26 protein-coding genes and 1 pseudogene are annotated in these 26,580 nt (G+C 54.8%); 10 read left to right on the top strand and 17 right to left on the bottom strand.

Going from position 1 to position 26,580, the window contains the following annotated elements; translation table 11 throughout:
• Positions 1 to 492: 492 nt before the first annotated feature.
• The 3 genes and pseudogenes from Poly21_RS28415 to Poly21_RS26145 form a co-directional block, all read left to right on the top strand.
• A pseudogene (locus tag Poly21_RS28415) lies at positions 493 to 1,230 on the top strand (sulfatase-like hydrolase/transferase); the annotation flags it as partial.
• A 60-nt stretch (positions 1,231 to 1,290) separates the two neighbouring features.
• Positions 1,291 to 2,160, top strand: coding sequence for a HEAT repeat domain-containing protein (locus Poly21_RS28410; protein ID WP_367302584.1), 870 nt, complete (start codon positions 1,291 to 1,293; stop codon positions 2,158 to 2,160).
• 5 nt (positions 2,161 to 2,165) lie between these two features.
• The gene (locus Poly21_RS26145) at positions 2,166 to 2,720 is read left to right on the top strand and encodes a sugar O-acetyltransferase (protein ID WP_146410014.1); all 555 of its coding nucleotides are present in this window, start codon (positions 2,166 to 2,168) and stop codon (positions 2,718 to 2,720) included.
• Positions 2,721 to 2,767: 47 nt separating this feature from the next.
• Here the strand turns inward: Poly21_RS26145 and Poly21_RS26140 are convergent, their stop codons facing one another.
• The 6 genes from Poly21_RS26140 to Poly21_RS26115 form a co-directional block, all read right to left on the bottom strand.
• On the bottom strand, positions 2,768 to 3,418 hold the full coding sequence (locus Poly21_RS26140; protein WP_146410013.1) for a low molecular weight phosphatase family protein: 651 nt from the start codon (positions 3,416 to 3,418) through the stop codon (positions 2,768 to 2,770).
• Positions 3,419 to 3,427: 9 nt separating this feature from the next.
• Positions 3,428 to 3,697, bottom strand: coding sequence for a hypothetical protein (locus Poly21_RS26135; protein WP_146410012.1), 270 nt, complete (start codon positions 3,695 to 3,697; stop codon positions 3,428 to 3,430).
• 266 nt (positions 3,698 to 3,963) lie between these two features.
• On the bottom strand, positions 3,964 to 4,368 hold the full coding sequence (locus Poly21_RS26130; RefSeq protein ID WP_302120704.1) for an ArsR/SmtB family transcription factor: 405 nt from the start codon (positions 4,366 to 4,368) through the stop codon (positions 3,964 to 3,966).
• Between the two features lie 12 nt (positions 4,369 to 4,380).
• Positions 4,381 to 5,073, bottom strand: coding sequence for an ABC transporter ATP-binding protein (locus Poly21_RS26125; RefSeq protein ID WP_146410011.1), 693 nt, complete (start codon positions 5,071 to 5,073; stop codon positions 4,381 to 4,383).
• 125 nt (positions 5,074 to 5,198) lie between these two features.
• The gene (locus Poly21_RS26120; RefSeq protein WP_146410010.1) at positions 5,199 to 6,416 is read right to left on the bottom strand and encodes an ABC transporter permease; all 1,218 of its coding nucleotides are present in this window, start codon (positions 6,414 to 6,416) and stop codon (positions 5,199 to 5,201) included.
• Between the two features lie 33 nt (positions 6,417 to 6,449).
• A complete protein-coding gene (locus Poly21_RS26115; protein ID WP_146410009.1) occupies positions 6,450 to 7,271 on the bottom strand; it encodes a hypothetical protein in 822 nt (273 codons plus the stop codon).
• A gap of 280 nt (positions 7,272 to 7,551) precedes the next feature.
• Here Poly21_RS26115 and Poly21_RS28405 point away from each other — a divergent pair, with 280 nt between their 5' ends.
• The 3 genes from Poly21_RS28405 to Poly21_RS26100 all read left to right on the top strand — a co-directional run bounded on the left by Poly21_RS28405 (position 7,552) and on the right by Poly21_RS26100 (position 9,718).
• Entirely contained in the window at positions 7,552 to 7,965 is a 414-nt protein-coding gene (locus tag Poly21_RS28405; protein WP_146410008.1) for an ArsR/SmtB family transcription factor, read from the top strand.
• 68 nt (positions 7,966 to 8,033) lie between these two features.
• Entirely contained in the window at positions 8,034 to 9,098 is a 1,065-nt protein-coding gene (gene arsB, locus Poly21_RS26105) for an ACR3 family arsenite efflux transporter (protein ID WP_146410007.1), read from the top strand.
• A gap of 113 nt (positions 9,099 to 9,211) precedes the next feature.
• Entirely contained in the window at positions 9,212 to 9,718 is a 507-nt protein-coding gene (locus Poly21_RS26100; RefSeq protein WP_302120701.1) for a thioredoxin family protein, read from the top strand.
• A gap of 28 nt (positions 9,719 to 9,746) precedes the next feature.
• On the opposite strand, the gene Poly21_RS26095 is transcribed toward Poly21_RS26100, so the two are convergent.
• The 6 genes from Poly21_RS26095 to Poly21_RS26070 all read right to left on the bottom strand — a co-directional run bounded on the left by Poly21_RS26095 (position 9,747) and on the right by Poly21_RS26070 (position 15,132).
• On the bottom strand, positions 9,747 to 10,757 hold the full coding sequence (locus Poly21_RS26095) for a hypothetical protein (RefSeq protein WP_146410006.1): 1,011 nt from the start codon (positions 10,755 to 10,757) through the stop codon (positions 9,747 to 9,749).
• 393 nt (positions 10,758 to 11,150) lie between these two features.
• Positions 11,151 to 12,515 (bottom strand): alkyl/aryl-sulfatase, encoded by a 1,365-nt coding sequence (locus Poly21_RS26090; protein WP_146410005.1) that lies wholly within the window; start codon positions 12,513 to 12,515, stop codon positions 11,151 to 11,153.
• 90 nt (positions 12,516 to 12,605) lie between these two features.
• Positions 12,606 to 12,983: a MarR family winged helix-turn-helix transcriptional regulator gene (locus Poly21_RS26085; protein WP_302120699.1), complete on the bottom strand. Its 378-nt coding sequence runs from the start codon at positions 12,981 to 12,983 to the stop codon at positions 12,606 to 12,608.
• Positions 12,984 to 13,041: 58 nt separating this feature from the next.
• On the bottom strand, positions 13,042 to 13,503 hold the full coding sequence (locus tag Poly21_RS26080) for a hypothetical protein (protein ID WP_146410017.1): 462 nt from the start codon (positions 13,501 to 13,503) through the stop codon (positions 13,042 to 13,044).
• Positions 13,504 to 13,996: 493 nt separating this feature from the next.
• Entirely contained in the window at positions 13,997 to 14,713 is a 717-nt protein-coding gene (locus Poly21_RS26075) for a ZIP family metal transporter (protein ID WP_146410004.1), read from the bottom strand.
• The gene (locus Poly21_RS26070) at positions 14,710 to 15,132 is read right to left on the bottom strand and encodes a DoxX family protein (RefSeq protein ID WP_146410003.1); all 423 of its coding nucleotides are present in this window, start codon (positions 15,130 to 15,132) and stop codon (positions 14,710 to 14,712) included. Before Poly21_RS26070 ends, Poly21_RS26075 begins: the two co-directional genes overlap by 4 nt.
• A 385-nt stretch (positions 15,133 to 15,517) precedes the next feature.
• Between Poly21_RS26070 and Poly21_RS28045 the strand changes: the two genes are divergently transcribed.
• The 3 genes from Poly21_RS28045 (at position 15,518) to Poly21_RS26060 (ending at position 17,966) form a co-directional block, all read left to right on the top strand.
• Positions 15,518 to 15,844, top strand: coding sequence for a PhnA domain-containing protein (locus Poly21_RS28045; RefSeq protein ID WP_302120696.1), 327 nt, complete (start codon positions 15,518 to 15,520; stop codon positions 15,842 to 15,844).
• 273 nt (positions 15,845 to 16,117) lie between these two features.
• Positions 16,118 to 17,305, top strand: a complete 1,188-nt coding sequence (locus tag Poly21_RS26065) for a DUF6786 family protein (RefSeq protein ID WP_302120694.1) — start codon at positions 16,118 to 16,120, stop codon at positions 17,303 to 17,305.
• Positions 17,306 to 17,468: 163 nt separating this feature from the next.
• Positions 17,469 to 17,966: a DinB family protein gene (locus tag Poly21_RS26060; RefSeq protein ID WP_146410002.1), complete on the top strand. Its 498-nt coding sequence runs from the start codon at positions 17,469 to 17,471 to the stop codon at positions 17,964 to 17,966.
• Positions 17,967 to 18,236: 270 nt separating this feature from the next.
• On the opposite strand, the gene Poly21_RS26055 is transcribed toward Poly21_RS26060, so the two are convergent.
• From Poly21_RS26055 to Poly21_RS26040, 4 genes are all read right to left on the bottom strand, one after another.
• Positions 18,237 to 19,064: a PhzF family phenazine biosynthesis protein gene (locus Poly21_RS26055; RefSeq protein ID WP_146410001.1), complete on the bottom strand. Its 828-nt coding sequence runs from the start codon at positions 19,062 to 19,064 to the stop codon at positions 18,237 to 18,239.
• 307 nt (positions 19,065 to 19,371) lie between these two features.
• Positions 19,372 to 19,878 carry a lactoylglutathione lyase family protein gene (locus Poly21_RS26050; protein WP_146410000.1) on the bottom strand — a complete coding sequence of 169 codons (507 nt, stop codon included), beginning with the start codon at positions 19,876 to 19,878 and terminating at the stop codon, positions 19,372 to 19,374.
• 417 nt (positions 19,879 to 20,295) lie between these two features.
• On the bottom strand, positions 20,296 to 22,560 hold the full coding sequence (locus Poly21_RS26045; protein ID WP_146409999.1) for a right-handed parallel beta-helix repeat-containing protein: 2,265 nt from the start codon (positions 22,558 to 22,560) through the stop codon (positions 20,296 to 20,298).
• A gap of 248 nt (positions 22,561 to 22,808) precedes the next feature.
• A complete protein-coding gene (locus Poly21_RS26040) occupies positions 22,809 to 23,807 on the bottom strand; it encodes a hypothetical protein (RefSeq protein WP_302120692.1) in 999 nt (332 codons plus the stop codon).
• A 460-nt stretch (positions 23,808 to 24,267) separates the two neighbouring features.
• Here Poly21_RS26040 and Poly21_RS26035 point away from each other — a divergent pair, with 460 nt between their 5' ends.
• Complete coding sequence (locus tag Poly21_RS26035) at positions 24,268 to 24,933, top strand: peroxiredoxin-like family protein (RefSeq protein WP_302120690.1); 666 nt, start codon at positions 24,268 to 24,270, stop codon at positions 24,931 to 24,933.
• A gap of 182 nt (positions 24,934 to 25,115) precedes the next feature.
• On the opposite strand, the gene Poly21_RS28040 is transcribed toward Poly21_RS26035, so the two are convergent.
• Positions 25,116 to 25,454 (bottom strand): hypothetical protein, encoded by a 339-nt coding sequence (locus Poly21_RS28040; RefSeq protein ID WP_302120689.1) that lies wholly within the window; start codon positions 25,452 to 25,454, stop codon positions 25,116 to 25,118.
• Positions 25,455 to 26,580 lie beyond the last annotated feature (1,126 nt).

Raw genomic sequence — 26,580 nt, 5'->3', positions numbered from 1 at the left:
CATCCTTGCCACGAGTTAGAATTGATCCATCAAAGCGATCAATTCTAACCTCGGGAAATCAGGCGAAAACGGGGCAAAGACGAATGCAATTTGCTAGCAAACATGTCCGTAGAATGGGAATGCACCCCTGCAGACGTGGCAAAGTGCCAACAATGACGGTCTGCTTCAATCCGATCGGCGAACACCTGAATTCGCGTTGCGTGACGCCTCGTTTGATCACGTTGCTGCTTTGGCACGAGGAACAGCAGATCGACTTCTCATTTGGATGGACATGGAACCGTNTAACGCCTCCGGTGGGCTCGATTCGAGTCTGCCGGTAGCCACGAATGCCGAAAGAGTGATACAACAAGGAGGTGGACATGTACGTTCCTGCAAAGAAGATGTGAGAATTCTCTTTGAAGGATGGCATGTCCACACTTTTTTATCCATCCGTCGTAACTTCCGCGACTTCAAACCCGGCGCACGCTTCCGGCGGATGAGCCTGTCTTTACGACCGCGGGTGTTTGTGCGCCGTGTCGGTCAGCGATCATCACGGGGGTTTACCAATCGACACTCGGGACGCATCACATGCGATGCAATGCCGAACTTCCCGATTTCATTGAGCCTTTTTCAAGCTACCTGCGACAGGCTGGATACTACTGCACGAACAACAGCAAAGAGGACTATCAGTTCAAAACACCGAAAGGTGCTTGGGATGAGTCAAGTCGTCACGCACATTGGAAAAACCGAAAAGACGATTCCCAACCATTTTTCGCAGTCTTCAATTTTGTCGGCTGCCATGAAAGCGGAATTGCGAATGAAGAGAAATTCAACGAAGTCACTAAGGTCCTGAGCAAGCAACAACGACAGGATCCCGCCAAACTCACGTTGCCGCCGTACTATCCTGACACGCCGGTCGTACGTGAAGACTGGAAGCGAAACTACGAACTGATCACGGCCATGGATTACTGGGTAGCTGATAGGATTCAGGAACTCAAAGACCGTGGTGTCTACGATGACACGATCATCATGTTTTGGTCCGACCACGGAGTCGGCTTGCCCCGCGCTAAACGCTGGTTGTATGAGTCGGGAACGCGAATCCCGCTCGTTATCCGTATCCCTGAATCGTTGCGGATCGACAACCAAGGCATATCCGCAACGGTCGACGATCAACTGATCAGTAGTCTTGATTTTGCTCCGACGGTCTTGAACTTGGCAAACATTGAACCACCAGAATACTTCCAAGGTCGCGCTTTCCTAGGCCGAAACCTGACCGAACCGCGGGACTACGTGTTCGCCGCTCGAGATCGAATGGACGAACGTTACGACATCATTCGTGCCGTTCGTGACAAGCAATTTCGCTACATTCGCAACTACGAACCATTCAAACCGTACTATCAATACATGAACACGCCCGAAAAAGGCGCGACGATGAAAGAACTGCGTCGTGTCTTTGCGGAAGGCAATCTGTCTGAGGCGGCCGCATTGTTCATGGCGGATCATAAGCCAGCGGAGGAGTTGTACGATCTCGAATCGGATCCCCATGAAATCAACAACCTTGCAGCAGACGAATCCTACCAGGAAACCCTCGAACGAATGCGTGATGTGCATTTGGATTGGGTTGTGCAGACCCGCGATATTGGCTTGATTCCCGAATCCGAAATCCAGCGTCGCGAGAAGGCGGACGGCGCTCGCTACAACATTTTGCTGAATGCCGATCCTCAACTGATCGAACGCATCCGCAATGTTGCTAGCCTAGCGATTGGTGGAACCGAGAACCTCGCTCAACTTGTCGCCGCTCTTGACGATGAAGAATCCGTTGTTCGCTATTGGGGAGCAATCGGAATCGGAAATTTGTCCGAGGTCGCCTCGTCAGCGAAGCCGAAACTCATTTCAGCGATTCAGGACGAAGCGACTTGCGTTCGAATCGCGGCAGCTCGTGCCTTGCTAAAGTTGCAGTCTCCGGAGCTGGCCTTGCCCTTATTAAAACAAGAGCTGGCCAGCGAACATGAATGGGGGCGACTGCGAGCGGCGATCGTCTTGGGCGAAGCAGGTGAGCTGGCCCGGCCATTGATTCCCGAAATGAAAGCCTGCTTGAAAGACCAACCCAATAAATACATCACTCGGGTCGCTAATCGAACTTTGAATGTGCTGTTGGGGACCGCTAACGTAGTCAACTGACCAAAATGACAAGTGAACGTGACAAAATGCTGGCTGGCGAGCTTTACGATCCGAATGACTCGCAGTTGGCCGAGGAGCGAATGATTGCGCGTGAACGATGTTACGCACTCAACCATGGCCCGCCTCGTGAACAAGCACTTCGGCGCGGCATTCTGACCGAACTGTTCGGCAGCGGTGGAGATACGGTTTGGCTGGAGCCACCTTTTCGCTGCGACTACGGGATCAACATCCATCTCGGCGAGAAGGTCTACTTCAATTTCGATTGCGTGATCTTGGACGTCTGTGAAGTCCGGATCGGCAACAACGTCTTCATCGCTCCCGGCGTTCACATTTATACCGCCACGCATCCCCTGAACGCGGAGCAGCGCCGAACTCAAGAATTCGGCAAGCCGGTCACGATCGGCAACGATGTTTGGATCGGCGGTAAGGCAGTCATCTGCCCAGGCGTGACGATCGGCGACCGCAGCGTCATCGGTGCTGGCAGTATCGTGACGAAGGACGTGCCACCCGACGTTATGGTGGCGGGCAATCCGGCGAAGGTGATTCGCGGTCACGTGTGACCTCCCGCCCGTGAAATTGAAACCAACGTTCTCGACTTGACGGCGCTCTAAACGAGGGACATCATGTAAAGCATTTCGCTACAGATCTGCGCCGAACGCTCGTCGTATCGCTCGGCTTCGAACTCTGTGTCGTCAGCAACTTTCGGATCTTCGTATCGAATCGGTATGCGGAGATCGCAGCCCATTACCAGCGGACAGGCGTCGTCGGCTTGTGAACACGTCATCACCGCACAGTATCCTTTGCTAGGATTCGGGGGATCGCTGAAGACCTTTGAGAAGCATACCTGTGCAATGGCCGAGTCGGAGGTATAGACACTGTAGCGTGGATTGGTCGCAGCGGGATCGTCGGCAACGATCTTCAGTCCACATCGCTGCATGGCAACGACTGCGCGGGGATTGAAAGCCGTTGCCTCGGTACCACCTGAAAAGGTCTCAACGCCATTTAAGCCGTAGTAATCTACAGCGACTTGTGCCCAGATCTGTGAGAGGTGGCTACGTCGCGAATTGTGTGTGCAGATAAACGTAAGTCTTGCTGGCTCGGATTTCGACAAGCGTTCGCGAATGTAGTCGGAAACTTCAGCGAGATCGCTCTTGCGATCCTCAGGGATTGAATCGAAACGTGTTACTGCGTCCGTTAGGTAACGCATCAGCCCCGGGTAAAATGCAGTCGATGCAGCGTCAGTATTGTTCAATGTCATTAAAGAATCCTAAAATGCAAAATTTCGAATCTGAGAAATAGATTTTTCACCTTTTGCGAAGTAGACCATTGAGCCTACTCCAGCGATGACAGTGTTAAACATTGTGCCAAACTTCTCAACGTTCCTGCGCAGAAGTTCAAGACGATCATCGCTCTCATCGGTATCGATGATGATCTCGTACTCGATCGACTCCTTATTTAGCGGGGAACTTAGGCGAATACCGTCACTGGTGACTTTAATTTCACTCGGCCTAAAATCAAGCATTGGTGTGACTCGCATGATCCCACTGATCATGCTGAAGTAACATGGAATTTCATAACCCGACGTCCTTGGCACGCAAATTAGCAATTCTTGGCGAAAGCTAGGTCAGCTTCGGTCGGCCCGCTAAAAGGCAGGCTGTAGGCCCGAAAGCGTAGAGCGTACCATGCACTGCAAGGTCGCGGTAGGTGGGATACTTGCATGCTGACGCAAGTGAGCAATGGTAAGGTCTCTGCACATCCCCGCAAAATCATGTCTACGGGGAGTGTCGAGCATGGAGTCTGTCTCTACTTCGCCTTTACCGCACGCGTTTTCGTGTTGGCGGTTTCATCGCAGCATCCCTCGGCGTCCAGCGCTTTCGCGGCTCGTTTCGCATCTTCAATGAACTCCGGAACGTCGGCAAAACACTTCGATACGCAGCACAAAAGATTACTGTGAAAATTACCGTCCGCGCTGGTCAACGAGTAATGCTTCCATTTGCCCTCGCGCCTGTCCTGCAGCAAGCCTGCTCGCTTTAGGTAAGCCAAGTGTCTTGATACCAGCGGCTGAGGGAGCCCCAGCACGGACACCAGATCACAGACGCACAGTTCCTTGTGGAGGTGCAGTAGGTGCAGCACCCGCAAACGAGTTGGATCAGCGAAGGCCCGAAACATTATGTCAATATCAACGAGGCTCTTGGTCATTTTAGCCATCAGTATCATTCCTTACGCAACGATCCTTGCTTTGATGCCGGCATCCTCGATGATGCGTCCCCCGTCAATCCGCAGTTTGCGACGAGCCCGCTCGGCGGCTCGCGGATCGTGAGTCACCATCACAATCGTGCGGCCTTCACTGATGAATTGCTCAAAGAAGGCCAGCACAATAGAGCTTGTTTCGGGGTCCAGGTTCCCCGTCGGTTCGTCGGCGAGGATCAGTTGAGGGTCGTTGGCCAGCATTCTTGCCAAAGCAACACGTTGCTGCTGCCCGATGCTTAGCTCGGCAGGCTTGTGGTCGAGTCGGTCACCTAAGCCAACACGCTGGAGCAGTTCAGTGGCTCGTGATTCCTGCGTCTCTTGAGCCGCGTTTGTTAGAAACAGAGGAATCATCACGTTCTCAAGTGCGGTCAGATACGGTACAAGATTGAAGCCTTGAAACACGAAACCGACATGCTGCTTACGCATTTTGGCGCGTTCGTTTGGCGACAAATCGTAGAGAGAAGTTCCGTGGAGGGTGACTTGGCCGGACGTGGGCGACAGCATGCCGCCGAGCATTAGAAGCAGCGTACTCTTACCACTGCCGCTGGGACCGACAATCGAGAGAAACTCGCCGGTTCCGATCTCCACATTCGCATCGTGAAGTGCATAGACGTCACTGCGTCGATGCGTGTAGCGTTTGGAAACGTTGTTCATCGTCAACATGGTACCGTTCCTATAGATATTGGTTTATGGATTTAGGTTGTTCGCCACTGTGCGCTGGCAACCGGTTTTGGTCCCAGATACCGGACGCGAACGCGTGCCGGCTGTTTGAAACAACATTCAATTTCTTAGATCTCTTGCAACGTAGCACAGGGATCGAGAGTCGCGGCCCTCCGCGCGGGGAAGTAGCTGGCAGCGAGTGCGATGGTCACGGCGATCACGACCGCGATGGGAGCGAGCATTGGCATTGGGAATACTGGGACACCCGCCAGCTTTGGCCCGAGTGTGATGGCGAAGACCGTGCCTGCTACGAACCCGGTTGCTCCGCCGACGACGCCAAGCAGCGCTGCTTTGGTCAGGAACAACTTGATGATGAAGGACGATTCGGCTCCGAGTGCCATTAGCGTTCCAATCTCGCGCCGGCGTTCGTTGACATTGGCGTACATGTAGTTGGCAACCCCAGCTCCGCCAACGACCACGATGATCGCGAGGAATGCGAGCGACAGGCTCTCCATCATCGTATTGATCTTGGCTTGCGTGGCGACAACTTGAGTAACCGTCACCACTTTCGCATCGGGCAGCAGCTCGTTGATTTTGCCGACGAGGCCAGCCGAGATTTCCTTGCAACAGCCAATGATTTCAATGCAGTTGACCACCTCTCCCTTGCCCGACATCTCTTGAACCTTGTGCAAGTGCGCAAAGATTCTCGAGTCATCCACGGTGCCGGTTTCTGGAAGTACGGCGATGACGTTGAATGTTTCACCTTTGAGTTGGAGTGTATCGCCATCACTGATGCCCAGAATCGTCGCTGTGTCGTGGCCGACCAGCGCCTCGTTGGGTTCGAGCGTCTCGATCACGCGTTTCCGCACGAGAGCTTGCTTGTCTTCTTCCTTTTCCTCGCCTGCCAATTCGATGGCTCCACATCCAATGTGCTGTGAGAAAATTCCAGCTCCAGCCCATGCTGCTTTCGCGGTAAATTCACTCTTAGGCAGAATTCCGGTCAGTGTGAAGTTTCGCCCTTGCAACTCAATCGGCATGCTCAGTTTGGGCGAGAGATTGTCCACACCCTGTGCATCCGACATCGTCAATCGCAGCACGTACTCCTCGGGTATTACTTCATCCTGCATGTCGGCTGTGTAATAGTCTTGCAACGTTGCGGACTTCGGTAACACCAAGATGTTTGCACCTAAGGTATCCAGCTCACGCGCGACAGCCTTTTCGGAGTAGTGAGAAATAGTTTCGATTGCTACCACGGTTGTGATGCCCAGGAATATCCCGAAGACAATTGTGACCATCTGAGTCTTACGCTCGAGCAGTTCTCGGGAAATGAGAGTTTTCAAATTCATGGCAATGCTCCTGTTTTTGAGTTTCGTGGCTGACTATTTCTTCTGGGGTTCACACTGGCCACCGGGGCAGCACTGGCCGCCGGGACCACATTGACCACCAGGGCAGCACGCGCTTTGCGCAGCCACTAGCTTTTCAGCGATTTGTTCAGTGGTGACCAAGCCCGCAAGTGTTGCCAGCTGCTTTCCTGGAGGTGCCAGAATCACGATGGTTGGCTCCGTCAAGGTCGAGTTCAGCTTGACGCCTGCCAGAAGCGTTGCTTCATTTGGATCGTGTACGTCCAGCGCAATGACTTCGATCGACTTGGCGAAACGCTGGTCGGACTTCAGAGCGATTGCATTGCTCAGCGTCGTCTGGTCGGCGGCGGTGCCGCTTCCTATGGCACAGAGGACAACCAATTTGTTCTCCTGAAGGGCCTTCAGGCTCGCTGCCGTCCCACGACTGACAATTCCCTCCCGCAATTGAGATGCAGCGAATGGAGTCACGAACGCCTTCGTGACAGCGCCATTGCTGGCGGTGCAAAGTACCAGTGGCATCGGTGCCCGGCTAACGCCATAGTAATTAACGACTTCAGCATTGGCAGGGTCCTTGATACCGATCTGCTTTACGGAGACATCGTCACCGAGTTTTGCAAGTTCTTGCTGAGTCGCATCCAAAGCGTTTTGTGTTCGCGTATCGTGCTCTTTCCAAAAGAACAGATACTGAAACGTCAGCGGTTGGCTGCTGTCTGCCTGGGTGGTTGTGGCGACCAAACTTGGCTGCTGGCCCATCGCGGTGGAGTTGGCGACTGCCGTTGCCGCCAAGGCGATCATGCAGGCGCTTCCGAACAGTCCGTTAAAGCGAGTTCGAATCGTCATTTTTGCTTCTCCAAAAGTTGGTGAGCGAACCTTGCTGGCAAGGGCTCGCGTTGGGGTCTGTGTCTCTACAAGCCTTCTATCTCTTATTCGTCTACACGCATATACCAACTGCAGCAAAATGGCATTTTCGTCTGCGACATCTCGACACGGCCCCGCCATTCGGACTGAGCGGGCCCGCCATTTGGACTAACTGCGCCTGAAAAACAAGGTGTTTTCCTGCAAATCCGGCAGTGGTTGCTTTGCTACCAACCGGCGTATACACTTGCACGCTGACACAAATATGCAAAAAAGCGCTAGCCCCGCCAGAAGATCAGGAGTCACTGTGAAGCCTCACGAAACCCTTCAATGCTGCGGACCTATCGACGATCTGCTGGATGCCGAGCTGTTCAAAGCGCTCGGTGAACCGACGCGATTGAAACTCCTTTCCTGTTTGGCGAAGTGCGGACGAGCTTGCTCGGTCACAGAGCTAACCGAATGCTGTGCCGTCGACCTGTCAGTGGTCTCGCGGCATCTGGGAGTTCTCGAGCGAGCTGGCATTCTCACCGCGACCAAAGAAGGGCGGACCGTCTATTATGCCGTGCGATACAAGGACTTGAGGGACGCATTTCGTGCGATCGCAAGAGCTGTCGAGGATTGTCGTCCTAAACGTGCTGCGTCCAAGAGACAAACGCGAAGAGCAGGCACTTCTCGCTGAATGGAGAGCAGCGACCGCGGACGCCAGCTCAACAAAAAGCCAACCAACTGCAAGTGAATTGAACCAAGATGGACAAAACTGAAAAGCCTGCAATTAGCTTCTTTGAAGAGAACCTTAGCTACTGGGTCGCCCTCTGCATGGTGATCGGAGTGCTCATTGGCAAGTTCGTACCCACGATCCCCAACTTGTTGGCAAAGTTTGAGTACGCCAATGTTTCGATTCCCATCGCTGTTTTGATCTGGCTGATGATCTATCCAATGATGATGAAGGTCGATTTTGCCAGCGTGAAGAATGTGGGGAAAAATCCAAAGGGGCTCTACGTGACCTGGATCGTGAATTGGCTCATCAAACCTTTCACGATGTTCGGCATCGCGGCCTTCTTTTTCTATGTAGTGTTCAAGCCGTGGATTTCACCGGAGCTGGCGAAGTCTTATCTCGCCGGTGCGGTCCTCCTTGGCGCTGCTCCGTGTACCGCAATGGTTTTTGTGTGGAGCCACCTGGTGCGTGGGAATGCGGCGTACACGGTCGTTCAAGTCGCGATCAATGATTTGATCATTCTGATTGCGTTTACGCCCATCGTGGCGTTCTTACTTGGCATTGGTGGGATCACGATTCCGTGGATGACATTGATCCTGTCCGTCGTCCTGTTCGTGGTCGTCCCGTTAGCCGGCGGAGTGCTCACACGAAATTTGGTGATCCGCTCCAAGGGTGAAGAATATTTTCAAAGCGTGTTTTTACGCAAGTTCGACAACATTACGATCGCAGGCCTGTTGCTAACGCTGGTTCTGATCTTCTCGTTCCAAGGCGAAGTGATTATCAACAATCCGTTGCACATTGTGCTGATCGCTATTCCGCTGATTATTCAGACGGTGCTGATCTTTTTTGTGGCCTATGGAGTCTGCTATCGTCTGCAGTGCCCTCACAGCGTTGCCGCACCTGCGGGGATGATTGGGGCATCCAACTTCTTCGAGCTTGCGGTCGCTGTCGCAATTACTTTGTTTGGCCCAGCGTCACCTGTGGTGCTGGCGACGATCGTGGGTGTGTTGGTCGAAGTTCCTGTGATGCTGGCGTTGGTAGCTTACGCGAACAGGACAAGGGGTTCATTCTTGAAATTTAAAGCCAATGATCGATAAAACGAGGAGTGCCTGCGCCCCACATGACGGCAAAGGCAGCCCTCTATGATAGCGATCTCCTTCAAGCGAATGGGAATCCAAGATGCAGCCCGTCAACCGAAACAAGGAGTACCATGCAAGACACACCCGCCACCGACGAGTTTTTTTCCCAACCTTCTCCAGGAATGGGGCTATGGTTGTGGCGCTGGTTTTGGCGGGTCACGCTCGTCGTTTCACTCGGTTATGCGTGGTATTGCTTTTACGTCCCGCAGAACGATATCGCTTGGGCCGACGATTATCCGTCAGGTAAACAACTGGCTGCAGAATCCGGAAAGCCGATGATTCTTTTCTTCACGGGCGATTGGTGTGTTCCCTGTCGCATTATGAAACGCACGGTCTGGGCAGACGAGCAGGTCGAGTCGGTGGTGGATGCAGGATTCACACCGATACTAATCAACGTTAGAGAACCCGGTGACAATTCGGAGGCGTTGGAGCAATACGAAGTTTACGTTACTCCAACCACGATCATCGCAGATGCCGAGGGAAACGTTCTCGAGCAAGTTCAGGGAGCGGTGAGCAAATCGGAGTTCCTCGCCATGCTTGAGAACCTGCACGCGCCGAAGCTGGCGACGGGAATTTAGATAACGCAATCGTAGGTGATAGACGAGTTCACCAAAACTTCCACCAGGGCTCTGGAATGATTTCTGGCAGTCTAAGTTTCTCGACCCATTGCTTGACTTCGTCGACTGTCAGCTCGGCGATGACAGTCACATCGGGCGGCGATGCCTGCAATAACGGACGGAAGAATCCTACTCCCCACTGACGCGACTTGATGATCATCGGCCACAGCAGAATTACCTGCTGCCCATCAATTTTGGGGATCGAGTCCGGATTCGCTTCACCCCAAACTGATCCGCCCAAGTCCGCCGCTGGACAGGTCCCAACACCGTAATGCCACCAAGCTTCATCGTGGCAATCCATCATGCCATCACCTCTCGCGACAGCCAGAAGTCGAGCAGAGACCCGTTTTGCACCAGGCATGTTGACGGCCGATAAGGCTGATTGCAGCAGCGTGAAGAGATGGAAGCAATTTGACAGATTCTGATAGGACACCTGTACTGCACGACGCTTCTCGACATGGATGACCAAGAGGGTGCCGCTTCGTTTGCGCAGCAGTTCAAGAACCCACATTGGACCAGCGGACGCGTATTCGACTCGTTCCAACTCGGCGACCACATCGGGATCGTTTGCCATTTGTTGCAGCAGGGTTGGCGAACGGGCGATGTGAGCAACGAGTCCCTGACCGAGCATCTCGAGCCCAGCGACAATCTTCGCATCGACGTCAGGTTCATCATCGTCGGCATCCTCATCAGGTAGAGACGCAACGGGACCAGCCCAGCGCAGGAGAGACCCAAGAATCGCATCCCCCGTCAGATCCGGGTCGGCTCCTCCTTCCGCCCCTGCGCCCAACCATACCGCCAGGAAACCGGCACCGGTTGGACTTGTCACCTCGCCGAGTCGCCTCGCGACTAGCAGTCTCGCCTCCTCTCGAGACTCATGTTCGGCAATCGCGTTGAGCGCATCGCGAAGCTCGTCCGGGCAGTCGGAATCATGCTGTAAGCCGGCCGCGTGGATCACATGGTTCGCTAATTCGCCGATTGCAGCTTCTGGTGAGGCCAATGTAATTTTCCTGATTAAACCGTGGCCAGCATTGGGAGCTGACAATCTAATCCATCTGTCGTGACTGCGTCGGTCAGTTGAGTACCAAATCGCAGGGGGCAGAACGATCCGCCGCAGGCATTTTTCGTGAAGGACGAGGCGATGAGCGTCAGCACCAGTAGATGTGTCGCCTCGTCCACTACAGTGACATCATGACAGCAGAGAAAAAACAGGTTTCAACCAGCAAGTTCCTCAGCCTTGTTCTCAGGCACCGACTTGGCGTTTTGGGCACGAGTCAGGAGGCTGGCTCGACCTGCATGAATGGATCGCCAACGCAAACGGCAATCTAATGGTTCTCTCATGACGTGTCGCGAGTCGGCTCCGTGTCGCGAGTCGGTGCCGTTCCGCGAGGGGCTAAAACCACAAGTCGCTCAACGCGCCCGATTCGAGTTCGTTGGCATAGCTGAGATAGTAGTTCCGGTTCGGCGCGTTGTACTCGCGTGCGGCCAACCCTCGCAGTGCCTCGATTTTTACTTTGCGGGCTAATTCCTTATCGCCGTCATCCAGCCATTTCACATGATCCGACAGCTCCAATGCCCATTGATAGTCTTGTTCCGCTAGCGCGGCATTCATTCGCTCTGTCAATTTTTGCGTGCCACCGGCGAGTTCGGCGATCTTGCGTGCTTTCAATCTGGGTTCCATCGGACTCAGCGTCGTCGGGTTTCCGTCGTACCAACCCAACAGACCTGAATAGATTGCTCGGACCGCATGCGGCACCGTGCCGTAGAACTCGATGAGATACGGTTTTTCTCTTAGATGCTTCGGGAGCTTGACTTCGTGGGCGAGTTGGTCGGGACCTTTTCCGGCGTTGATGCCTCGCACGGTTTGGTCGTACACGCTGCGAATCGCCTCGCTGTAATCCTGCAGAGCCGTCGTAGCAGCTTCCTGTCCTTGGATGGGCATCGTGTGGCCTGGAATGACCACGTGTGGTTCCAGTGCAGCCATCTTCCCAACGCTTTCGGACCAATTCAGTACGTCACGATAGGCCGTGCCCCGAATCGCATACAAGTTTGGGAAGGAACTGTAGAAATTGTCGCCCGCCAGTAACACCTTTGCCTTCGGGAGCCAGATAAACATCGCATCGTCGGTTTCCCCTGGGCCGATGTGGAATTCGATATCGACACCCGCGATCGTTGTTTTCAGTCCGCTGCTAGGCACGGTAACGGTCGGTGGAAGGAATCCTTTGCCGCGGTCACTGTCTTCGGTACCCGCCGGTGCAACTCCGCGGTTGGTCATTTCCGACGAAGATAGATTTCGACCAAACTGGCGTACATTTCGTTTCGCTTTCACCGGGTCGACCGCGTTGTTGACGCCTTCGGCAGAACCAAAGGTCTCGGTGCCATAGATGTCCGGTTTCTCCTCGCCGACAAAAGCGCTGGCGCCACCGATGTGATCACCATGGCTGTGGGTATAGATGATCGCCTTAACCGGCTTGTCGCTGTACTGCCGAAAGGCATCAGCCGCTTGGGCTGCACTGGTCGGACCGAATAGCGTGTCGACAATAATAACACCGTCCGTCCCGACGATCATTGTGGTGTTCGCTCCGTGAAACCCAATTGCGGTGTAAACGTTGTCCGCAACTTTGACAACTCCCTTTTCAAACTGTTGCTGTTGAGCATTGAGCATCTGCAGTGCCATGTCGGGCTCGACCTGCGTCTGTCCGCTGGCAATGCCTGCAGCCGTTACCAAGAGACAGAGAGTAGCGATGAGACGTTTCATAAGACGATTCCTTTGACGAGTGTGCAAATTTCTGAGCGGCACGGCGAAATCCGTCCGGTGTCACGATACCGGAGGGCTTGCGACCTGACGCTACAAGTTTCTTACCAATAAGTTTTTCTGCATCTTTTGCAGAACGTTCTGCGTCGCTTCCAGTTCCGACTTCGAGATGCCCCGCAATGTGGTTTTTCGCAAGTCGTCTAATAGCGGAAGGACGCTTTGAAGCTTCTGCTCGCCACGCGGAGTCAACCCGACCATCACGATCCGAGCGTCTGCAATCGATACGCTCCGCTCGACAAAGTTCTGTTCAACCAGTCGATCCAACTGGCGTTTCACAGTCGTGGGGTCACGGATCATCAGTGCTGCCAACTCGTTCATGCTCAGCGGCTGGCCGGCATCCAACAAAGTGATCAGTGTCTGAGTTTCCTCGGGTGAAAACGGCCAACCCGCACTCTTCAGCACGGCAGCCATCCCGGAACGAATCAGATGGGCAACTCGCCCGATTGCGAATCCGGGCGAAGACTCTGAGTCAAAGTGCGTGTTCGCCTCCAGATGCGGCCTGAATCGATGCGGTCGCAGGTCCGGCAAAGATCGGACGATACCAGTCAAAGTAACAGTAAATCAGCAGCGCGCACGCTGCGAAATCCGGAAGCCCAATAACAAGGTATTGACGAGCAAAGAAGATTACGTACAGCAGGATATTGAACGCGTAAGGCAGCGACATCAGGATCGCGAGTGGCGCAGTCCGCGGGAAGAACATCAGCCCGCCAGCGACCGTCTTCAGCAAGCCAACCCAAAAGATTAGATAGCCCGTCTTTTCCAGAGCAAGCATGAAGTAATCGAGTTCCCCTGGAGGATCGCCGACGGGATACCCATTGACGCCAAAACCCATTGTCATGATCCCTGTGCCGACCAAGAACGACGCGAAGAGTATCCGCACGACGAAGGCGAGGCGTGGAAGTCGAACGCTGCGATTTTCAAACACCGACATTTTATTCATCCCTTTCGAAACACTCGCAACCCTGTGGGCTCACCGTATAAAAGGCAAGTTGTATTGCTGTATGATACAGGTAAGTGTCGGCAAGTCAAGGCCTGCAAACCGAAAACATCGTCGTTGGCTCACGCCATCCAGCACTCCGGATGGTCTCAGGTCTCTGAGTGGCACGTGTATCCCTCCGCATTTTCGCTCACTCCGAGCCGTTGGTTTTTCAGCATCGACGGGGCTACGCTGTCCATTGCGACCAGTGAAGCTCAGCTTTCGAGGCCGATGTGGGGCTCGCTCAGCTATCAACGCTGAATCGGGAGAGGCGAGCAGATTCACGTCCAGCCATTGAGTTACCTCGACGCGGACCGTGACTTAAATACGCAATCGAGCATGAATTGACGGGCCCAGAATCGCTATCAACGGTCGGGTGGTCAATTGTCGGTGAAGCTCGGCAGCGACCAAGTCTTGATGCTGAGACCTTCGGCGAACATGAGGCAGTTTAGCCGTTCAGTAAGACTTGACCGATGACACCGAGTAGGAATCCAAAAACGGCACCGATCGCAGGTGCCCTTTCGTTCTCGACCTTGGACTGGGGTGCCAGATCTTGGAATGTCAAATAGAGAATTCCACTGGCAGCGAAAAGCATGATGAAGCCGACGACGCGGGGGTAAGCCGAGAGATGCTCGTATCCCACCCATCCTGCGAGCGGACCGAGTGGGATGCAGGTCGCCAGCAGCAAGATTAGCTTTTTGCCGCCGATGTTGCCGGTCACATTGAGCTCGCGGTACGCATTGAAACCTTCGGGCAGGTTTTGCAGTGAGATCAAAACCGCCAGCAGCGCCCCAGTCTGTTCGCCGTGTGCGAACGCAGCTCCCAGGGCGATCGCTTCGGGGATGAAGTCAGACAGCATCGCAACCAACTGGGCGATCGAACTTTGCGACCTCGCTAACAATGTCTCCAAGGCCCAGAATACAACCGCGCCGGCCACGAATGCAGTCACGATCCATCCGAGCGAAAGCTGTTCGACACCGTCTGGAACCAGCACCAAGGCAACTGCTGAGATCAGCACACCTCCGCCGAACGCAATCACGCTGTGGCGGAACTCTTCTTCGACCCACTGGGGCGAAATCTTCTCAACCATCGCGATCATGCCACCGATTGGAATGGCAGCCCCTGCCATCGTTGTCAGCAACAACACCTGTCCCAGTTCAGTCACAATGCGTCCCTCGCCGAGTTTGCGGTGTCCGGATGCCTCACCGTCGCCCACCAAACCCAGGCGATCAACAGCCCCTGGAGTGGCAGTCGGGCCACGAGAGCCCAATACGGAATACTTCGAAATTGATCCGAGTTGACCACCATATCGACGTTTGCCGGGAATACGGCGATCAGCAGGGCGATCACCCCACACCCTGCCGCCCGCCGCAAGCGCGGGATCGCCATGCCTAGCCCACCAACGATCTCAAAGAACCCGGAGACATAAACTAAAGACCGCTGCCAATGCAGGTAGTCAGGCATTATCTTCAAATACACCTCTGGCGACACGAAGTGATTGACGCCCGCAGCGACGAACAGAATCACGAGCAACACGATGGAGCTTACCCGTATCCACGACGTTAAGTACGAAGCAATTTGCATGGAAGTCAAAAGTCCCGATCTTATAGGAGACGATCATCACGGATTATTCGGAACACGCTGAGCCTTGATTCCCCGCTGCCTCCAGAAAATCCTCTGCTCGGCTCGCCACACGATCGAGGCATCGAACGGCGTGACATGACTACGAAAAAGCTATGAAGCAGCCAGTGCAGACACGCTAGCCTCCATCGCTCGTTTCAGAAAATGCTCAAGTTGCTCGGGCGGTCTTACAACGAAGGTTGCAGCGTAAGCAACCAGACGGTGCCTCCGACGCACGCGTACTTCGTCATGCTCACACGTCGGCAGTGTTTGACGCTGTCATTCCTGGCCCGTCCAGTCTACTGCTAGCGGAACTCGCGCACAAATCATCTTTGAGCATGTATGCGAGATGCTGGAAAATGTCCGGTACACGATTGCGTCTGATGAGCCCAGAAAACTACCTGTGGGTGGTGTGGTGAAAGACGGCGCAAGAGTGACGAACATCTGTATCGTCGACAGTGATCACGAGCTCGACGACAAGATTGACCGCATCAGAGCGACGTCGCGACAACCTGAGTTCGTCAAGAAGGCGAACAGCTTTCACCTTTCTGCGGAGGCACGATCCGGCACCTTGGCAGCTCCCACCACAGGCTCAATCGGTCGCCGCTCTAGCATCGTCGATCGACGCCACACAGCGACAAACTCGGTGGGCGACAGAGTCGATTCGATGGCGTAGGTCGCGATCTGAATCCCTCGACCATAACAGCGAGCCTTGGTCTCAGCTACTTGCTCAGGACGAGTACTTGCTCAGGACGAGGAAGAATCGCGCGAGCGCACGCCCAGGTCGTCGAAAAAAATCGCGGCTTCCGGGATACCCTGGAGTGCCTGCTTCGCACGAAGACACACCGCAATGCCAAACAGTGCATGTGACCTCGATAAACACCCAGTAGAATGAACTGCCGAAGTTGGATTCTCAGTTACGCAAACCACAGAAATTTCTGCATCTGAAATGAAAAAGCTCGTCCTAATCGCGATTCTCGTCGCAACAATGTCCGCGCCGGTCTATTCGCAAGCCCCGCGAGATGGCACGTTCGGAAGCGACTTGTCATTTCTCCAAAAACACAAGCAAGTCGTCGTGTTGAGGAGCGAAGATGACGACTGTCAGGTCGCGGTTGTCCCCGACTATCAGGGGAGGGTGATGACAAGTACTGCCAACGGGCCCGCAGGGTCGAGCTACGGATGGATCAACTATGATTTGATCGCATCCGGAACATGGGTCGAACACATCAACGTGTTGGGAGGTGAAGATCGCTTCTGGATGGGGCCCGAGGGTGGCCAATTTTCAATCTTCTTTAAGAATGGAGTCGATTTTACTTTTGAGAATTGGTTCACACCTGCGGCTATCGATACCGAGCCGTTTGAAGTTGTCAATCACGATCAGACCCGTGTTTCGTTTCGAAAGCAAATCCAGCTTGAAAACTACAGCGAAGCCTCCTTCGAGATTGAGGTCAGCCGAGACATCTCTCTCCTTCAAAGATCCGTCATCGAATCGAATCTTGGGATCAAGCTGGACCCGAACACGAAGTCCGTCGGATTCCAGTCCGTCAATGACCTGAAGAATACCGGGCCTGCGGCTTGGAAGAAGGAGTCGGGGCTATTGTCGATTTGGATTTTGGGCATGTTCAAACCGTCAGATCAAACAAGCATCGTGATTCCCTATAAAGACGATCTCAAACTAAATAGTGGCTACTTTGGCGAGGTGCCGAAAGATCGACTGATGACCACGGACAACGCCGTTGTGTTCAAGGGAGACGGCAAGTATCGGTCAAAAATTGGTTTGCCTCCTCAGAACATCGTTCCCGTCTGTGGTAGCTACGATGCCGAAAACAGTGTACTGACGATCGTCCAATATACGTTCGGGGGAGACGTTGACTACGTTAATTCGTTCTGGGGATTGCAGGATGAACCATTCGCTGGTGACGTCGTCAATTCATACAATGATGGCCCTTTGGAAGACGGCAGCCAATTGGGGCCGTTTTACGAATTGGAGTCCTCCTCCAGCGCCAAAGCTCTTCAGCCACATCAAAGCATCCGCCATACGCACCGAACCTATCATTTTGAAGGCAGCCGCGATGAACTTGAGAAAATTGCGACGAACGTGCTGGGGGTGAGTCTCAGCGAGGTCGCGTTCCCGTGATCGGCGAGTGGTTGATGAGAGATTCATTGAGAGTCTCAGGGGGAGGGCTCGCGTCCTGCCGCGAATCGATGTGGCTTGGGTCGGTGCTGTGCGAGCTGATAAGTGAAGGTTACAGTTGGCAGTCGACGACCCATTCTTGCAGGTGACTGAACGGAGATATTTGATGGACCAGTGGAAGAATATGGCGACGCTGTTCGATTTGATGCGAAAGATGGCGGCCGAGATGGCGGAGAGCATTCCAGAGGAAGAATTCGACGTGCCGCGAGGAGATGCGAATAGTCCGAAGTGGATTCTGGGCCACTTGGCACTCGGAATGGACTTTGGATTGATGTTGATCGGTTCGGCCCCGCCGACGATCGAGTCAATGATGCCGAAGTACGGGCCGGGGAGTGCCGGTGGCGCGGTCGGCGATGACGGACGCACCCGCGCAGACTTGCTCGAACATCTTCGCACCGCCGGTGACGAACTGAAGAAGAAAGTCTTAGCCGCCGATCCTGCCATTTTCGCTGAGAAGCAACCGACACCTTTCCTGGCAGAAGAGTTGCCCACCGTAGGCGATCTACTGGCGCACGTGTTCACCACGCACATTGCATTGCACATGGGCCAGCTTTCACAGATTCGTCGTGAATCGGGTTTTCCGAGTTGGTATCAGACCACTTGAGCGAAAAAATCGCTAGCCGTTGATTTCGCATCACGCCTGAGTCAAGGCGATGTTGCCGTTCTGCGTCAATCGCCATGCTCGCAACAGCTCTCCGACGTGTCCATCATGATGGCGAAGGTTTGAGCTGTGGGGCAGTTCGCCCACATCTTGCCGCACTCCGATTACTGCTAAGTCTGCTTCGATGCCGTTGGTCGAATGGTACTACGACTCTAGGAGAGTTGACTGACTGCGCTCATGTCCGTGGCAGTTCGGTGCCTCGACCGAGGTCGTTCAGTCCGCTGGTACGAGTAGTTGGCCCTCCATCACCGTCACGGCGGTTCCGCTAAGCTGGACGCGGTCGCCCGTGAGTTCGCAGTAAACCGTCCCTCCGCGTCGCGAAGCTTGATAGCCGACAAGTGATGTCCGGCCAAGTTTGCTGGCCCAGTAAGGTGCGAGGCAACAGTGGGCGGAACCCGTCACGGGATCTTCGTCAATGCCGCAGCGAGGGGCAAAAAATCGCGAGATGAAATCGATACCAGCTCGTTGGCTGGCGGCAGTGACCATCACTCCACGGGTTTCGATCCGGCTAAGCTGGCTGAAATCTGGGCGCAGGGACTCGATTGTGTTTGCGTCATCGCAGACAACAACCAAATCGAATTTCGTTTGCAGTACCTCGCCCTGGTCGATCCCCAGTGCCGAGAGTAGGCTTTGCACAATCGTAGGATCGACATCACTCTGGGCGGGCGTGGCCGGAAAGTCGAGGGTGATCCGCTCGCCCGATCGGAAACAAACTAACTCACCGCTATGGGTTTGCATGCGGATCGGTTCGTCAATGTGCACGCGTCCTTGTTCGATCAAGGTGTGAGCGGCGGCCAGCGTCGCATGTCCGCACAGATTGACTTCGGTTGTTGGCGTGAACCAACGCAGATGAAACGAATTGGATTCACCGGCGGGAACGATGAACGATGTTTCGGACAGGTTCATCTCCGCGGCGACGTGCTCTAGCCACTCATCGCTCGGATAACGTTCGAGGATGCACACCGCAGCCGGGTTGCCACTGAACGGTCGATCCGCGAATGCGTCGACCTGCCAGAGGGAAATGTTGTGAGAAGGCGTCATTCTGGTCTCGATGCGGATTGCAGTTCTTTGGATGGGGCGATGAAGTATGCTTCCTGAGTCAGCTCACACACACTGACTCAATCCAGCCATTATCGGTTCGCAGTGTCCCGCCCAATTCGCGGTCGGTCGAAGTGAAACGGCGGGAGACGAACTCGCTACTGGTGTCGGTAAGATCGCGCCGAATAATATGCCGACGAACGTGCCCGGTGGCGCTGTCGTCGGGGGAAATCCGGCCAAGCAACTCGGAATCTCGTCTGAGCCGGTATACGCGAGCTCGGAGCTCGCGTTCTGTGGGCGCCGCTGCTGTTCAATTGGCATCGGATTGATAGGCGCCGGCTGAATATGTCAGCTCATAGCTGTGAGAATAGATTTCGATCAGGTTGCCGAAAGGATCCTCGCAATACACCATGCGGTACGGTTTCTCGCCAGGATAATACTCACGAACTGGCATCCGCTGCTTGCCCCCGTTGGCGACAATTTTTTCGGCGAGCCCCTCGACGTCTGGATCCTGTACACAGAAGTGAAAGACGCCTGTCTTCCAGTACTCAAAGTTATTCTGAGGCATTTCGGCGTTCTTAAACTCAAACAGCTCGACACCGACTCGGTCGCCGGTGGCGAGGTGCGCAATTCGAAATCGCTCCCAGCCCGCACCAAAAACATCATCGCACATGACGCCGATCGCCGAATCATCAGAGACGATCTCGGTGGGTGGCATGATGACGTACCACCCCAGCGTTTTGGTGTAGAAGTCGACGGCCTGTTCCAGGTCAGTGACGGAAATGCCGATATGCGAGAAGCTTCGTGGATAAGTCATGGGGGGCTCCGCGGTGGAAAGTGGAATTTGGAAATGCATGATCGCGGGCGCACCTGCGCTCGTTGCACCACGCTGAATGCAAGGATCGCGGGTAGCTCGGAAGACACCATGCAAAATCAATTGGCTTCTCGCCAATCGTACCACCCAACACAAAGGAGCGTCGATGACATCGGGCCAAGCTTGGCGTGCCGTTGCCAAAACGATTGATCTGCCGCACTAGGCTATCCACCCACCCCGACGCCAAGTTCACTGTTCGGGGCCAGTAGAATGTATGAGCCCCTGCCGTTTTGCTGGGGCTGGGGAGGCGGATTGCGAAGTCAGCTGAACGCGGTTTTAACATCTGAAGATGGCACCGTGATGGAGGCGAAATCTGTTCTACCACGCGTGACCAAAGCATGACCGCTCTCACCAGGATTCTCACCTGCGACCCATCTTGGACACGTCCAGCGGTTCGATACCAAGTTCGAGAGCAGGGCTTCCGGGCTGAAAGCTGAAATCGCCGGCTTCCTCGTTCGTGAATAGTGGATCGCCGACAAGACTCAACTTTTCTTTTCCGATTGAACGCATCCTGCTCAGATGCTCGTCCATCCAATGAGAGTCTGTCGGATGAAAATAGAGATTCGCATCCATATCGATTTGTTCGAGCTTCGGACCTGCAGTTCCAGGTCGATCGCTAGCCCGGGGTCTCGCGGCGAGCGCGCTGCCCCCATCGCGATGAGAAACGATAATATTGCGTTGCACCTTTGATCCTGTCACCGGTACCCATTCAAAACTGAGATACCCCCACCGCGGTGCAGCGGCCGGAGCAACAATGAAATTGTTGATGACGTCATTGATCCCTTTCGAAGCGATGCCTGCCGAGAACCCGCGGTTCTTGTAGAGGACATTTCCATAGATCAGTGTATCGTGCTGATCATCATCGCATCGAATCGCTGCAGGTAGAGAATGAGCCTGATTATCGTGCACAAAATTGTAACGTACGATATTGCCAGTGCCTGCTCCCGAGACATAGATGCCATTGCCATCAGACAGTAGTTGAACGGCGTGACTGATATCGTTGTATTCGAGCAAGTTGTGTCGCGAGTGGATGTACTTTTCGCGTTGCTGCCAATTCTCGTATCCCGTTCGCGTTTCATGCGTTGCCGGCGTAATCTCAGCTTGGCGTATTGTTCGGGCGCCTTCGCCATTTAAGCCACCTCTGTTGCTGTATGGGTTGACTCTCGTGGTGATGAGCACCGCGGCGTATCCGCTATGGTGCATCTCGTTGTGAGAAATCAGATTGTGCCCACTTTGCCAGGCCCAGATCCCCGGTGCATGCCAGGTGATTTCGCTGAAGTGATGGATGTGGTTATTGACGATTTGATTGTGGTGATTGACGTCTTTGGTACCGGGGCCGTAACCCGCCAATAGAATCCCAGCCTCGCCCAAATGTGCAAACTCGCAATCTTCTACGCGATTGCGTTGGGCATGAAGATCCATCCGCAGCCCGCTACCTCCCGAATCGAGAAAACGACATGACGTGACACTGCACTCTTCGGCGCCACGGAAACGCAGCATCGCTGAAGGTTTGTCAAACATGTCCCAATCATGTTGCATTCCCCAGCCCAAACGTGTTTCGTCGCTCGTCCATGCCAATCGATCTGCGTGGGTGAAGGTGAGGCCGGAAAAGGCGATGCCTCGAACAGGAACGTCGATGGGCCCATCGTAATCGATCCTACCTTCGACACGTATCAGCTCACTGGTGGACGGAGCCAAGATGCCATGCGGTGATCCGTCTGGAGCCGGGTCGGACGGCCACAGATAGATTTTCCGGGTTGCCGTGTTCACGACCCATTCGCCGGGCTCATCGAGCGCTTCCAGGACGTTCTCAACCCAAACGTTGCAGCCAGAGGGATTGTGAACCCATCCCGGCAACACGCTCATTTCATAGGTCGCAGATACCCTGGTCTTCGCGACACCTGAAGCTTCATCGACCGAGGCGAGGGGAAGCATATTGATCACCCAAGGGCGAAAAGGCCGCACCTGAATCTCAACGTCGTCAAGATTTTCCCAACGCTTCAGCGCTCCTGCTGGGAAGTGCAGTGTTCGCTGATCACCGGGGCTCGTGACCGCAAAACCGGAATCGCGAGCGCGGCGAAGCCGCCCCTGGCGATCAAAGAGACAGTGAAATCTCTCCAGGCCATCAGGCATGTCGGCCACCCAGACCTTGCCCGCGGCTTTGTCAGGCAGGCCAGCAGGTGGAGAATCCGGTTGTGTCCATCGCGTTATCGGTACTCCGCCACTGACCACCGGACGTTCGCCGGGAAATGCGGCGAAGGTTAAATGAGCCGGTCGGGTCGTTTCGCCAACGCCATACTGCGGGACCACGGCAGCGGCGGTTCGGGCACGGCCACCATGCTCCCGTCCCAGCACCAACGTCTCGTCCAGTTGATGTCGACCCTCACGCAACACGATCGTGATCGGCTCCGCGTTACCCGACTGACGTAGGGCTCGCACCGCCTCTACCGCAGCAGGAATTGATCCGTAGGGAGCCTTTAAACGTCCATCAGCCTGAGCATGGCCGTCAACGGACACGTAGATTTCTTTTGCCGAGCCCTCATCCAACACAACGAAGGCGATGAACGCGAAAAGCACCCACGGGTACGTTGCTCGGTTCAGAAACGAAGACTGGCCAGTACTCATTTTTCAGCTCTTAACTCATCAGTGGTTGAAGATTGCTCACCAATGATAGCGGCTCGTGACACGTGCTGCATGCGTTGTGCGACGAACGCATTGCGAAGAGCAACCGGTCAAACCTCCACGCCACATCGCGTCGCATGGCTGCCTGCACGAGCTAACTCACGCATGAAAAGTGGCGGACTCCTGCCATCCCCATGAGCGGCCCCACGCGAGAGACTAATTTTCTCACCAGTGGCCACGCAATTGTTGAACTACCTTTCAATCGTGGTTCTCAGTAGCACGAGATTGTCGTGTACCAGACTCGATGACCAAATGAACTTTGCATCCGCTGAGGGGTTGTCGAACAGGTCCGTGAAGTTTGTATAGGCTGGCTTGTTTTCGACACCTACAAAATCGTTGGTGTAGGTAACGGCGTTTGGCCAATCGCGATCGTCAAAGTCGGCCGCAGCCCAATCGTCGGGGATCGGCCAATGAGCAGCGAAGTGCGACGTGCCGTCGTCAACGTCGTCGGTGCCGCAGTTTGAGCTGTCTCGCCAGGGCCCCTTCAGCACGAGACACTCCTTTGACTTCAGAGGCGACGTATAGAACGTTTGTGCCTTCCAGCTCTGATCCGTCACAGCAACGGTTTCTTCGCTCTCATCTTTGACAACGGCAACGAGTCCGGCATCACCCTGATGAAACACCGCGCCACGGAATTTCTCAAACCCTAACCCCAGACGCTCCTCCCAATCGACTCCCATGATGCCAATGGTGAATGGTCGCTGTGCTTTAAAGCGGATCACGCTACTGTTGAACGGAGTCATCGGGATGGGATCAACCGCTAACAAATTGCCGTTGACGTAGAACTCAAAATAGTTGTCGCCAAAAATGTAGGCTGTAAAAACTTCGTCCCCCCCAGCATCGATCACTGGAATCTGCGCCAGATTCACATCAGCAACTCTATCGGGCGTAACCGCGTTGGCTTCATTGTACAAGTCAGGTGCCTTCATCGCAGTTCCGAAGTGGGTTTTCGCGGGCACAGTCCATTCCACACCATCGTCCGACCTAATCGTTCCGATATTGGCCGTTCGTGGATTCTCACCTTTCCACTCGAACAGCGTGGAAATATCCGATTGAGCTTCACCCTGCGTGAACGATGGCTCGACAGGTGGAACACCCGACTCCTGGGCGTGAGCGATTGGAACGGCTGCCGCGATGATGCCCAGTAGTGCTGCGAGCCCAGGCGTGCTGATGAAGAACTGACGATTCATGAAATCACTCAAGGAGACAAGTCGTGTTAAGATGAGTTTGGTGCGAGAGGACGAAGGATCCGCCGACGACGTCGGATCCGCCGACGGCGTCCTCAAGAGAATGGCCAACGCGGGCTAATCACCGACACGTCGTCACCGGCAACCGCTCCCTGCCGACTCCTACGGTCACCGGTGATTGCCAGCGAAGGGGTACGCAAACCCACGCTCGCGCTCGCGTGGGTCGCGCGGCGGAACATAGCATCGGCCAACAAGGTTGGTTGGCAAAAAACAATGGCGGAAAAATATGTTAGCCGTGCATTCTGTCAAAGTACGACCTTACCGGCCTGTTGAATCGGAAACGAAGACCAACGGCACCATGAACTCGGCAGCCGCACTGCACACTCCTCAAAAATAGAGCAAATCAATGTTGAAAACGCTTACCCGATCATTCTTCCTGGCATCTCTTTTAGGGGCTCCCGCGATGGCGCAAGAAACGTCGACCACTCCAACACTCTCGCAACAGTTGGCTGAAAAAGCCGCCGGCTTTGCCAAACAAGCACCCGCGGAGCGTCGTGCAACTTTCGCCAAAGGCATCGACGTCGTGCGTGTCAGCGGGGTGGAAAAACTGGCCAAGCAGGTCGGCGATGAAGCCGTCGACGGGACCTTGAAAGGTTGGAAGGGAGATGCAGTCACGCTTAGCGAGTTGTGGAACGAGGGCCCTGTCGTGCTGATGTGGTATCGCGGCGGGTGGTGTCCGTACTGCAACATCCAACTACGAGCGATGCAGCAATCGCTCGACCAGATCGAGAACGCGGGGGCGAAATTAGTTGTCTTGACCCCGGAACTGCCTGAGAAAGCGAAGGAGACTGCTGAGGCAAGCGGTCTTTCAATTGTTGCCCTCCACGACAAAGACTTGGCGCTCGCCAAGCAATATGGCATCGTCTTTGAACTCCCCGATGCGATCGCGCCGATGTATCAGTCTCGATTGCCGGAGTACAATGGGAATGATGCGATGGAACTCCCGTTATCGGCCACCTACGTTATTAATTCGGATGGCAAAATCACCTACGCATTCCTCGACGCCGATTACAAGAAGCGGGCCGAACCCAGCGAAGTCATCGCTGCGGTACAGGCGGCTGCAAAGTAAGCGACCGGCATGGAGCAAACGAAAATCGGCGAGATTCGCTAGCCGCGTGTCGTCAGCAGCACGCGAGCGCGGCGGCGGAGATGGTAGCGGCGGTGGGTCCGGTGGCAGCGCATTGAGTCCACACACTCAGGACGACCCGCCACGCTACAGAACAAGCGTCCAAAGTCCTTGACCAGTTCACACTAAGTCGCCCTGTCCAGGCCAAGCCGCACCAGAATGGGCGGCACACTGACAGCGGTGCGATGCTTACCACGGACGCTTTGCTGAGCCGTCCAATCTAGTAGCGCCAAGTAAACCGCAGCCCGCATGGCCCAGAATCCTTTGTCACTACAGCGTTTTCCCGATGCACTCTCACACGGGCCCACTGGATCGGACTGCTCGTCCTCGCGATTTGCTCGCGTCGCCACCCGTTGGCACAGCAACCGCATCCACCAACTGAAACTACTCAGACGCTGGCGGATTTCCGCGCGTTTCATAGGACACCCGGCGATGGACTTGATCTCGGGATCAGTCGGTGTCATTGGTAAACCATCAGCTGTGCGGCGGTGGGGGCACAGCATCAACCACCGCCGCGCCACTTCCTCATCACTCCACATTGCGACGACGTCGGGGCGCTAACGCAGGGAGAGATGAAACTGGTTTGACAAAATCGAAAAGCCAAGCACGCCGATCCCAAAAGAGGCAGCGAATTGTTGCCAATGCTCCTCGATCCAGACCTTTCTGTGGTCGAAGTTCTTACCGGAGAACGGATCATCTCCCAACAGACAAGCAGCTCCGGCACACGCGAGTGTACACATGGGCGATGGCCACCTCATCGGGATCAAAGATTTCACAGCGTGCCATTCGGGACATCACCCACCTCGCATTCTCAAGAACTTTGCCGCCAGCCTCTCCAGTCACCCTATCCCTCTGCATGGACGAAGTCAAACTATCCGCGAGAGTGCTGTGTCCCTCATGTCCGTGTCCCTCATGTCCTTCCGCATTCTCCGGTGCATCCGCATTGTTCGTAGCGTACCCTGGATCACGCGCGTAGCGACACGCTATCCACGATCGGCGATACCGCAATCCTATCGAGTCGCCAAGCCGGACGCAAGCAAATTCAGGCGTCGGAGTTCAGGCGTTGGCTACCACTGCCGAGCATCGCGGTCACTGAATTCGGGCGTAGGGCTTCCGCAGCCGGGCATCGCGGTCGCTGGCTTCGAGTGCTGAACGTTGCAGTCAGTCCTGAACGGTCACCAGCGTCTACGAACCACGGGGTATGCGGACCAAATCGAAAGAGGTGAAACCGCGATTGAATTTGATGAATCAAAAAAAGGTTGAATTGCCGCGTGAGCAGCATACTCCCGTGCATTCGATTGTTCGTAGCGTCCAATCGATCACGCGCGTAGCGACACGCCACCGACGGTTGGCGATACCGCAATCGTATCGCGTCGCGAATCCAGACGCAAGCAATTTCGGGCGTCGGATTTCATGCGTTGGACGTTGCAGCTCGCAGCCCAGTGCGGTCACCAGCGCCTACGAACGGCGGCGTTGACCGAGCACCGCCAATGCGGATTCCATTTGTAAACATCTCACGCGGTGCTTCGGTCCAACGCATGGTTCGTCGATGGTGGATTGTGGTATGGGGGTCAAAGGATGCTCGCTTTC

This window comes from Allorhodopirellula heiligendammensis (assembly GCF_007860105.1).
GTDB classification, from domain to species: Bacteria; Planctomycetota; Planctomycetia; order Pirellulales; family Pirellulaceae; genus Rhodopirellula; species Rhodopirellula heiligendammensis.
Note: the sequence above shows the minus strand (reverse complement) of the source record. Positions and strands in the feature narration are given on the sequence as shown.

Excerpts from the sequence above, each read along its gene's own strand:
- Poly21_RS28410 (WP_367302584.1), top strand. The coding sequence starts at position 1,291 with ATGGACGAACGTTACGACATCATTCGTGCCGTTCGTGACAAGCAATTT.
- Poly21_RS26145 (WP_146410014.1), top strand. The coding sequence starts at position 2,166 with ATGACAAGTGAACGTGACAAAATGCTGGCTGGCGAGCTTTACGATCCG.
- Poly21_RS26140 (WP_146410013.1), bottom strand. The coding sequence starts at position 3,418 with ATGACATTGAACAATACTGACGCTGCATCGACTGCATTTTACCCGGGG.
- Poly21_RS26135 (WP_146410012.1), bottom strand. The coding sequence starts at position 3,697 with ATGCGAGTCACACCAATGCTTGATTTTAGGCCGAGTGAAATTAAAGTC.
- Poly21_RS26130 (WP_302120704.1), bottom strand. The coding sequence starts at position 4,368 with ATGGCTAAAATGACCAAGAGCCTCGTTGATATTGACATAATGTTTCGG.
- Poly21_RS26125 (WP_146410011.1), bottom strand. The coding sequence starts at position 5,073 with ATGTTGACGATGAACAACGTTTCCAAACGCTACACGCATCGACGCAGT.
- Poly21_RS26120 (WP_146410010.1), bottom strand. The coding sequence starts at position 6,416 with ATGAATTTGAAAACTCTCATTTCCCGAGAACTGCTCGAGCGTAAGACT.
- Poly21_RS26115 (WP_146410009.1), bottom strand. The coding sequence starts at position 7,271 with ATGACGATTCGAACTCGCTTTAACGGACTGTTCGGAAGCGCCTGCATG.
- Poly21_RS28405 (WP_146410008.1), top strand. The coding sequence starts at position 7,552 with ATGCAAAAAAGCGCTAGCCCCGCCAGAAGATCAGGAGTCACTGTGAAG.
- arsB (WP_146410007.1), top strand. The coding sequence starts at position 8,034 with ATGGACAAAACTGAAAAGCCTGCAATTAGCTTCTTTGAAGAGAACCTT.
- Poly21_RS26100 (WP_302120701.1), top strand. The coding sequence starts at position 9,212 with ATGCAAGACACACCCGCCACCGACGAGTTTTTTTCCCAACCTTCTCCA.
- Poly21_RS26090 (WP_146410005.1), bottom strand. The coding sequence starts at position 12,515 with ATGAAACGTCTCATCGCTACTCTCTGTCTCTTGGTAACGGCTGCAGGC.
- Poly21_RS26085 (WP_302120699.1), bottom strand. The coding sequence starts at position 12,983 with ATGGCTGCCGTGCTGAAGAGTGCGGGTTGGCCGTTTTCACCCGAGGAA.
- Poly21_RS26080 (WP_146410017.1), bottom strand. The coding sequence starts at position 13,503 with ATGTCGGTGTTTGAAAATCGCAGCGTTCGACTTCCACGCCTCGCCTTC.
- Poly21_RS26070 (WP_146410003.1), bottom strand. The coding sequence starts at position 15,132 with ATGCAAATTGCTTCGTACTTAACGTCGTGGATACGGGTAAGCTCCATC.
- Poly21_RS28045 (WP_302120696.1), top strand. The coding sequence starts at position 15,518 with ATGCTGGAAAATGTCCGGTACACGATTGCGTCTGATGAGCCCAGAAAA.
- Poly21_RS26065 (WP_302120694.1), top strand. The coding sequence starts at position 16,118 with ATGAAAAAGCTCGTCCTAATCGCGATTCTCGTCGCAACAATGTCCGCG.
- Poly21_RS26060 (WP_146410002.1), top strand. The coding sequence starts at position 17,469 with ATGGACCAGTGGAAGAATATGGCGACGCTGTTCGATTTGATGCGAAAG.
- Poly21_RS26055 (WP_146410001.1), bottom strand. The coding sequence starts at position 19,064 with ATGACGCCTTCTCACAACATTTCCCTCTGGCAGGTCGACGCATTCGCG.
- Poly21_RS26050 (WP_146410000.1), bottom strand. The coding sequence starts at position 19,878 with ATGACTTATCCACGAAGCTTCTCGCATATCGGCATTTCCGTCACTGAC.
- Poly21_RS26045 (WP_146409999.1), bottom strand. The coding sequence starts at position 22,560 with ATGAGTACTGGCCAGTCTTCGTTTCTGAACCGAGCAACGTACCCGTGG.
- Poly21_RS26040 (WP_302120692.1), bottom strand. The coding sequence starts at position 23,807 with ATGAATCGTCAGTTCTTCATCAGCACGCCTGGGCTCGCAGCACTACTG.
- Poly21_RS26035 (WP_302120690.1), top strand. The coding sequence starts at position 24,268 with ATGGCGCAAGAAACGTCGACCACTCCAACACTCTCGCAACAGTTGGCT.
- Poly21_RS28040 (WP_302120689.1), bottom strand. The coding sequence starts at position 25,454 with ATGACACCGACTGATCCCGAGATCAAGTCCATCGCCGGGTGTCCTATG.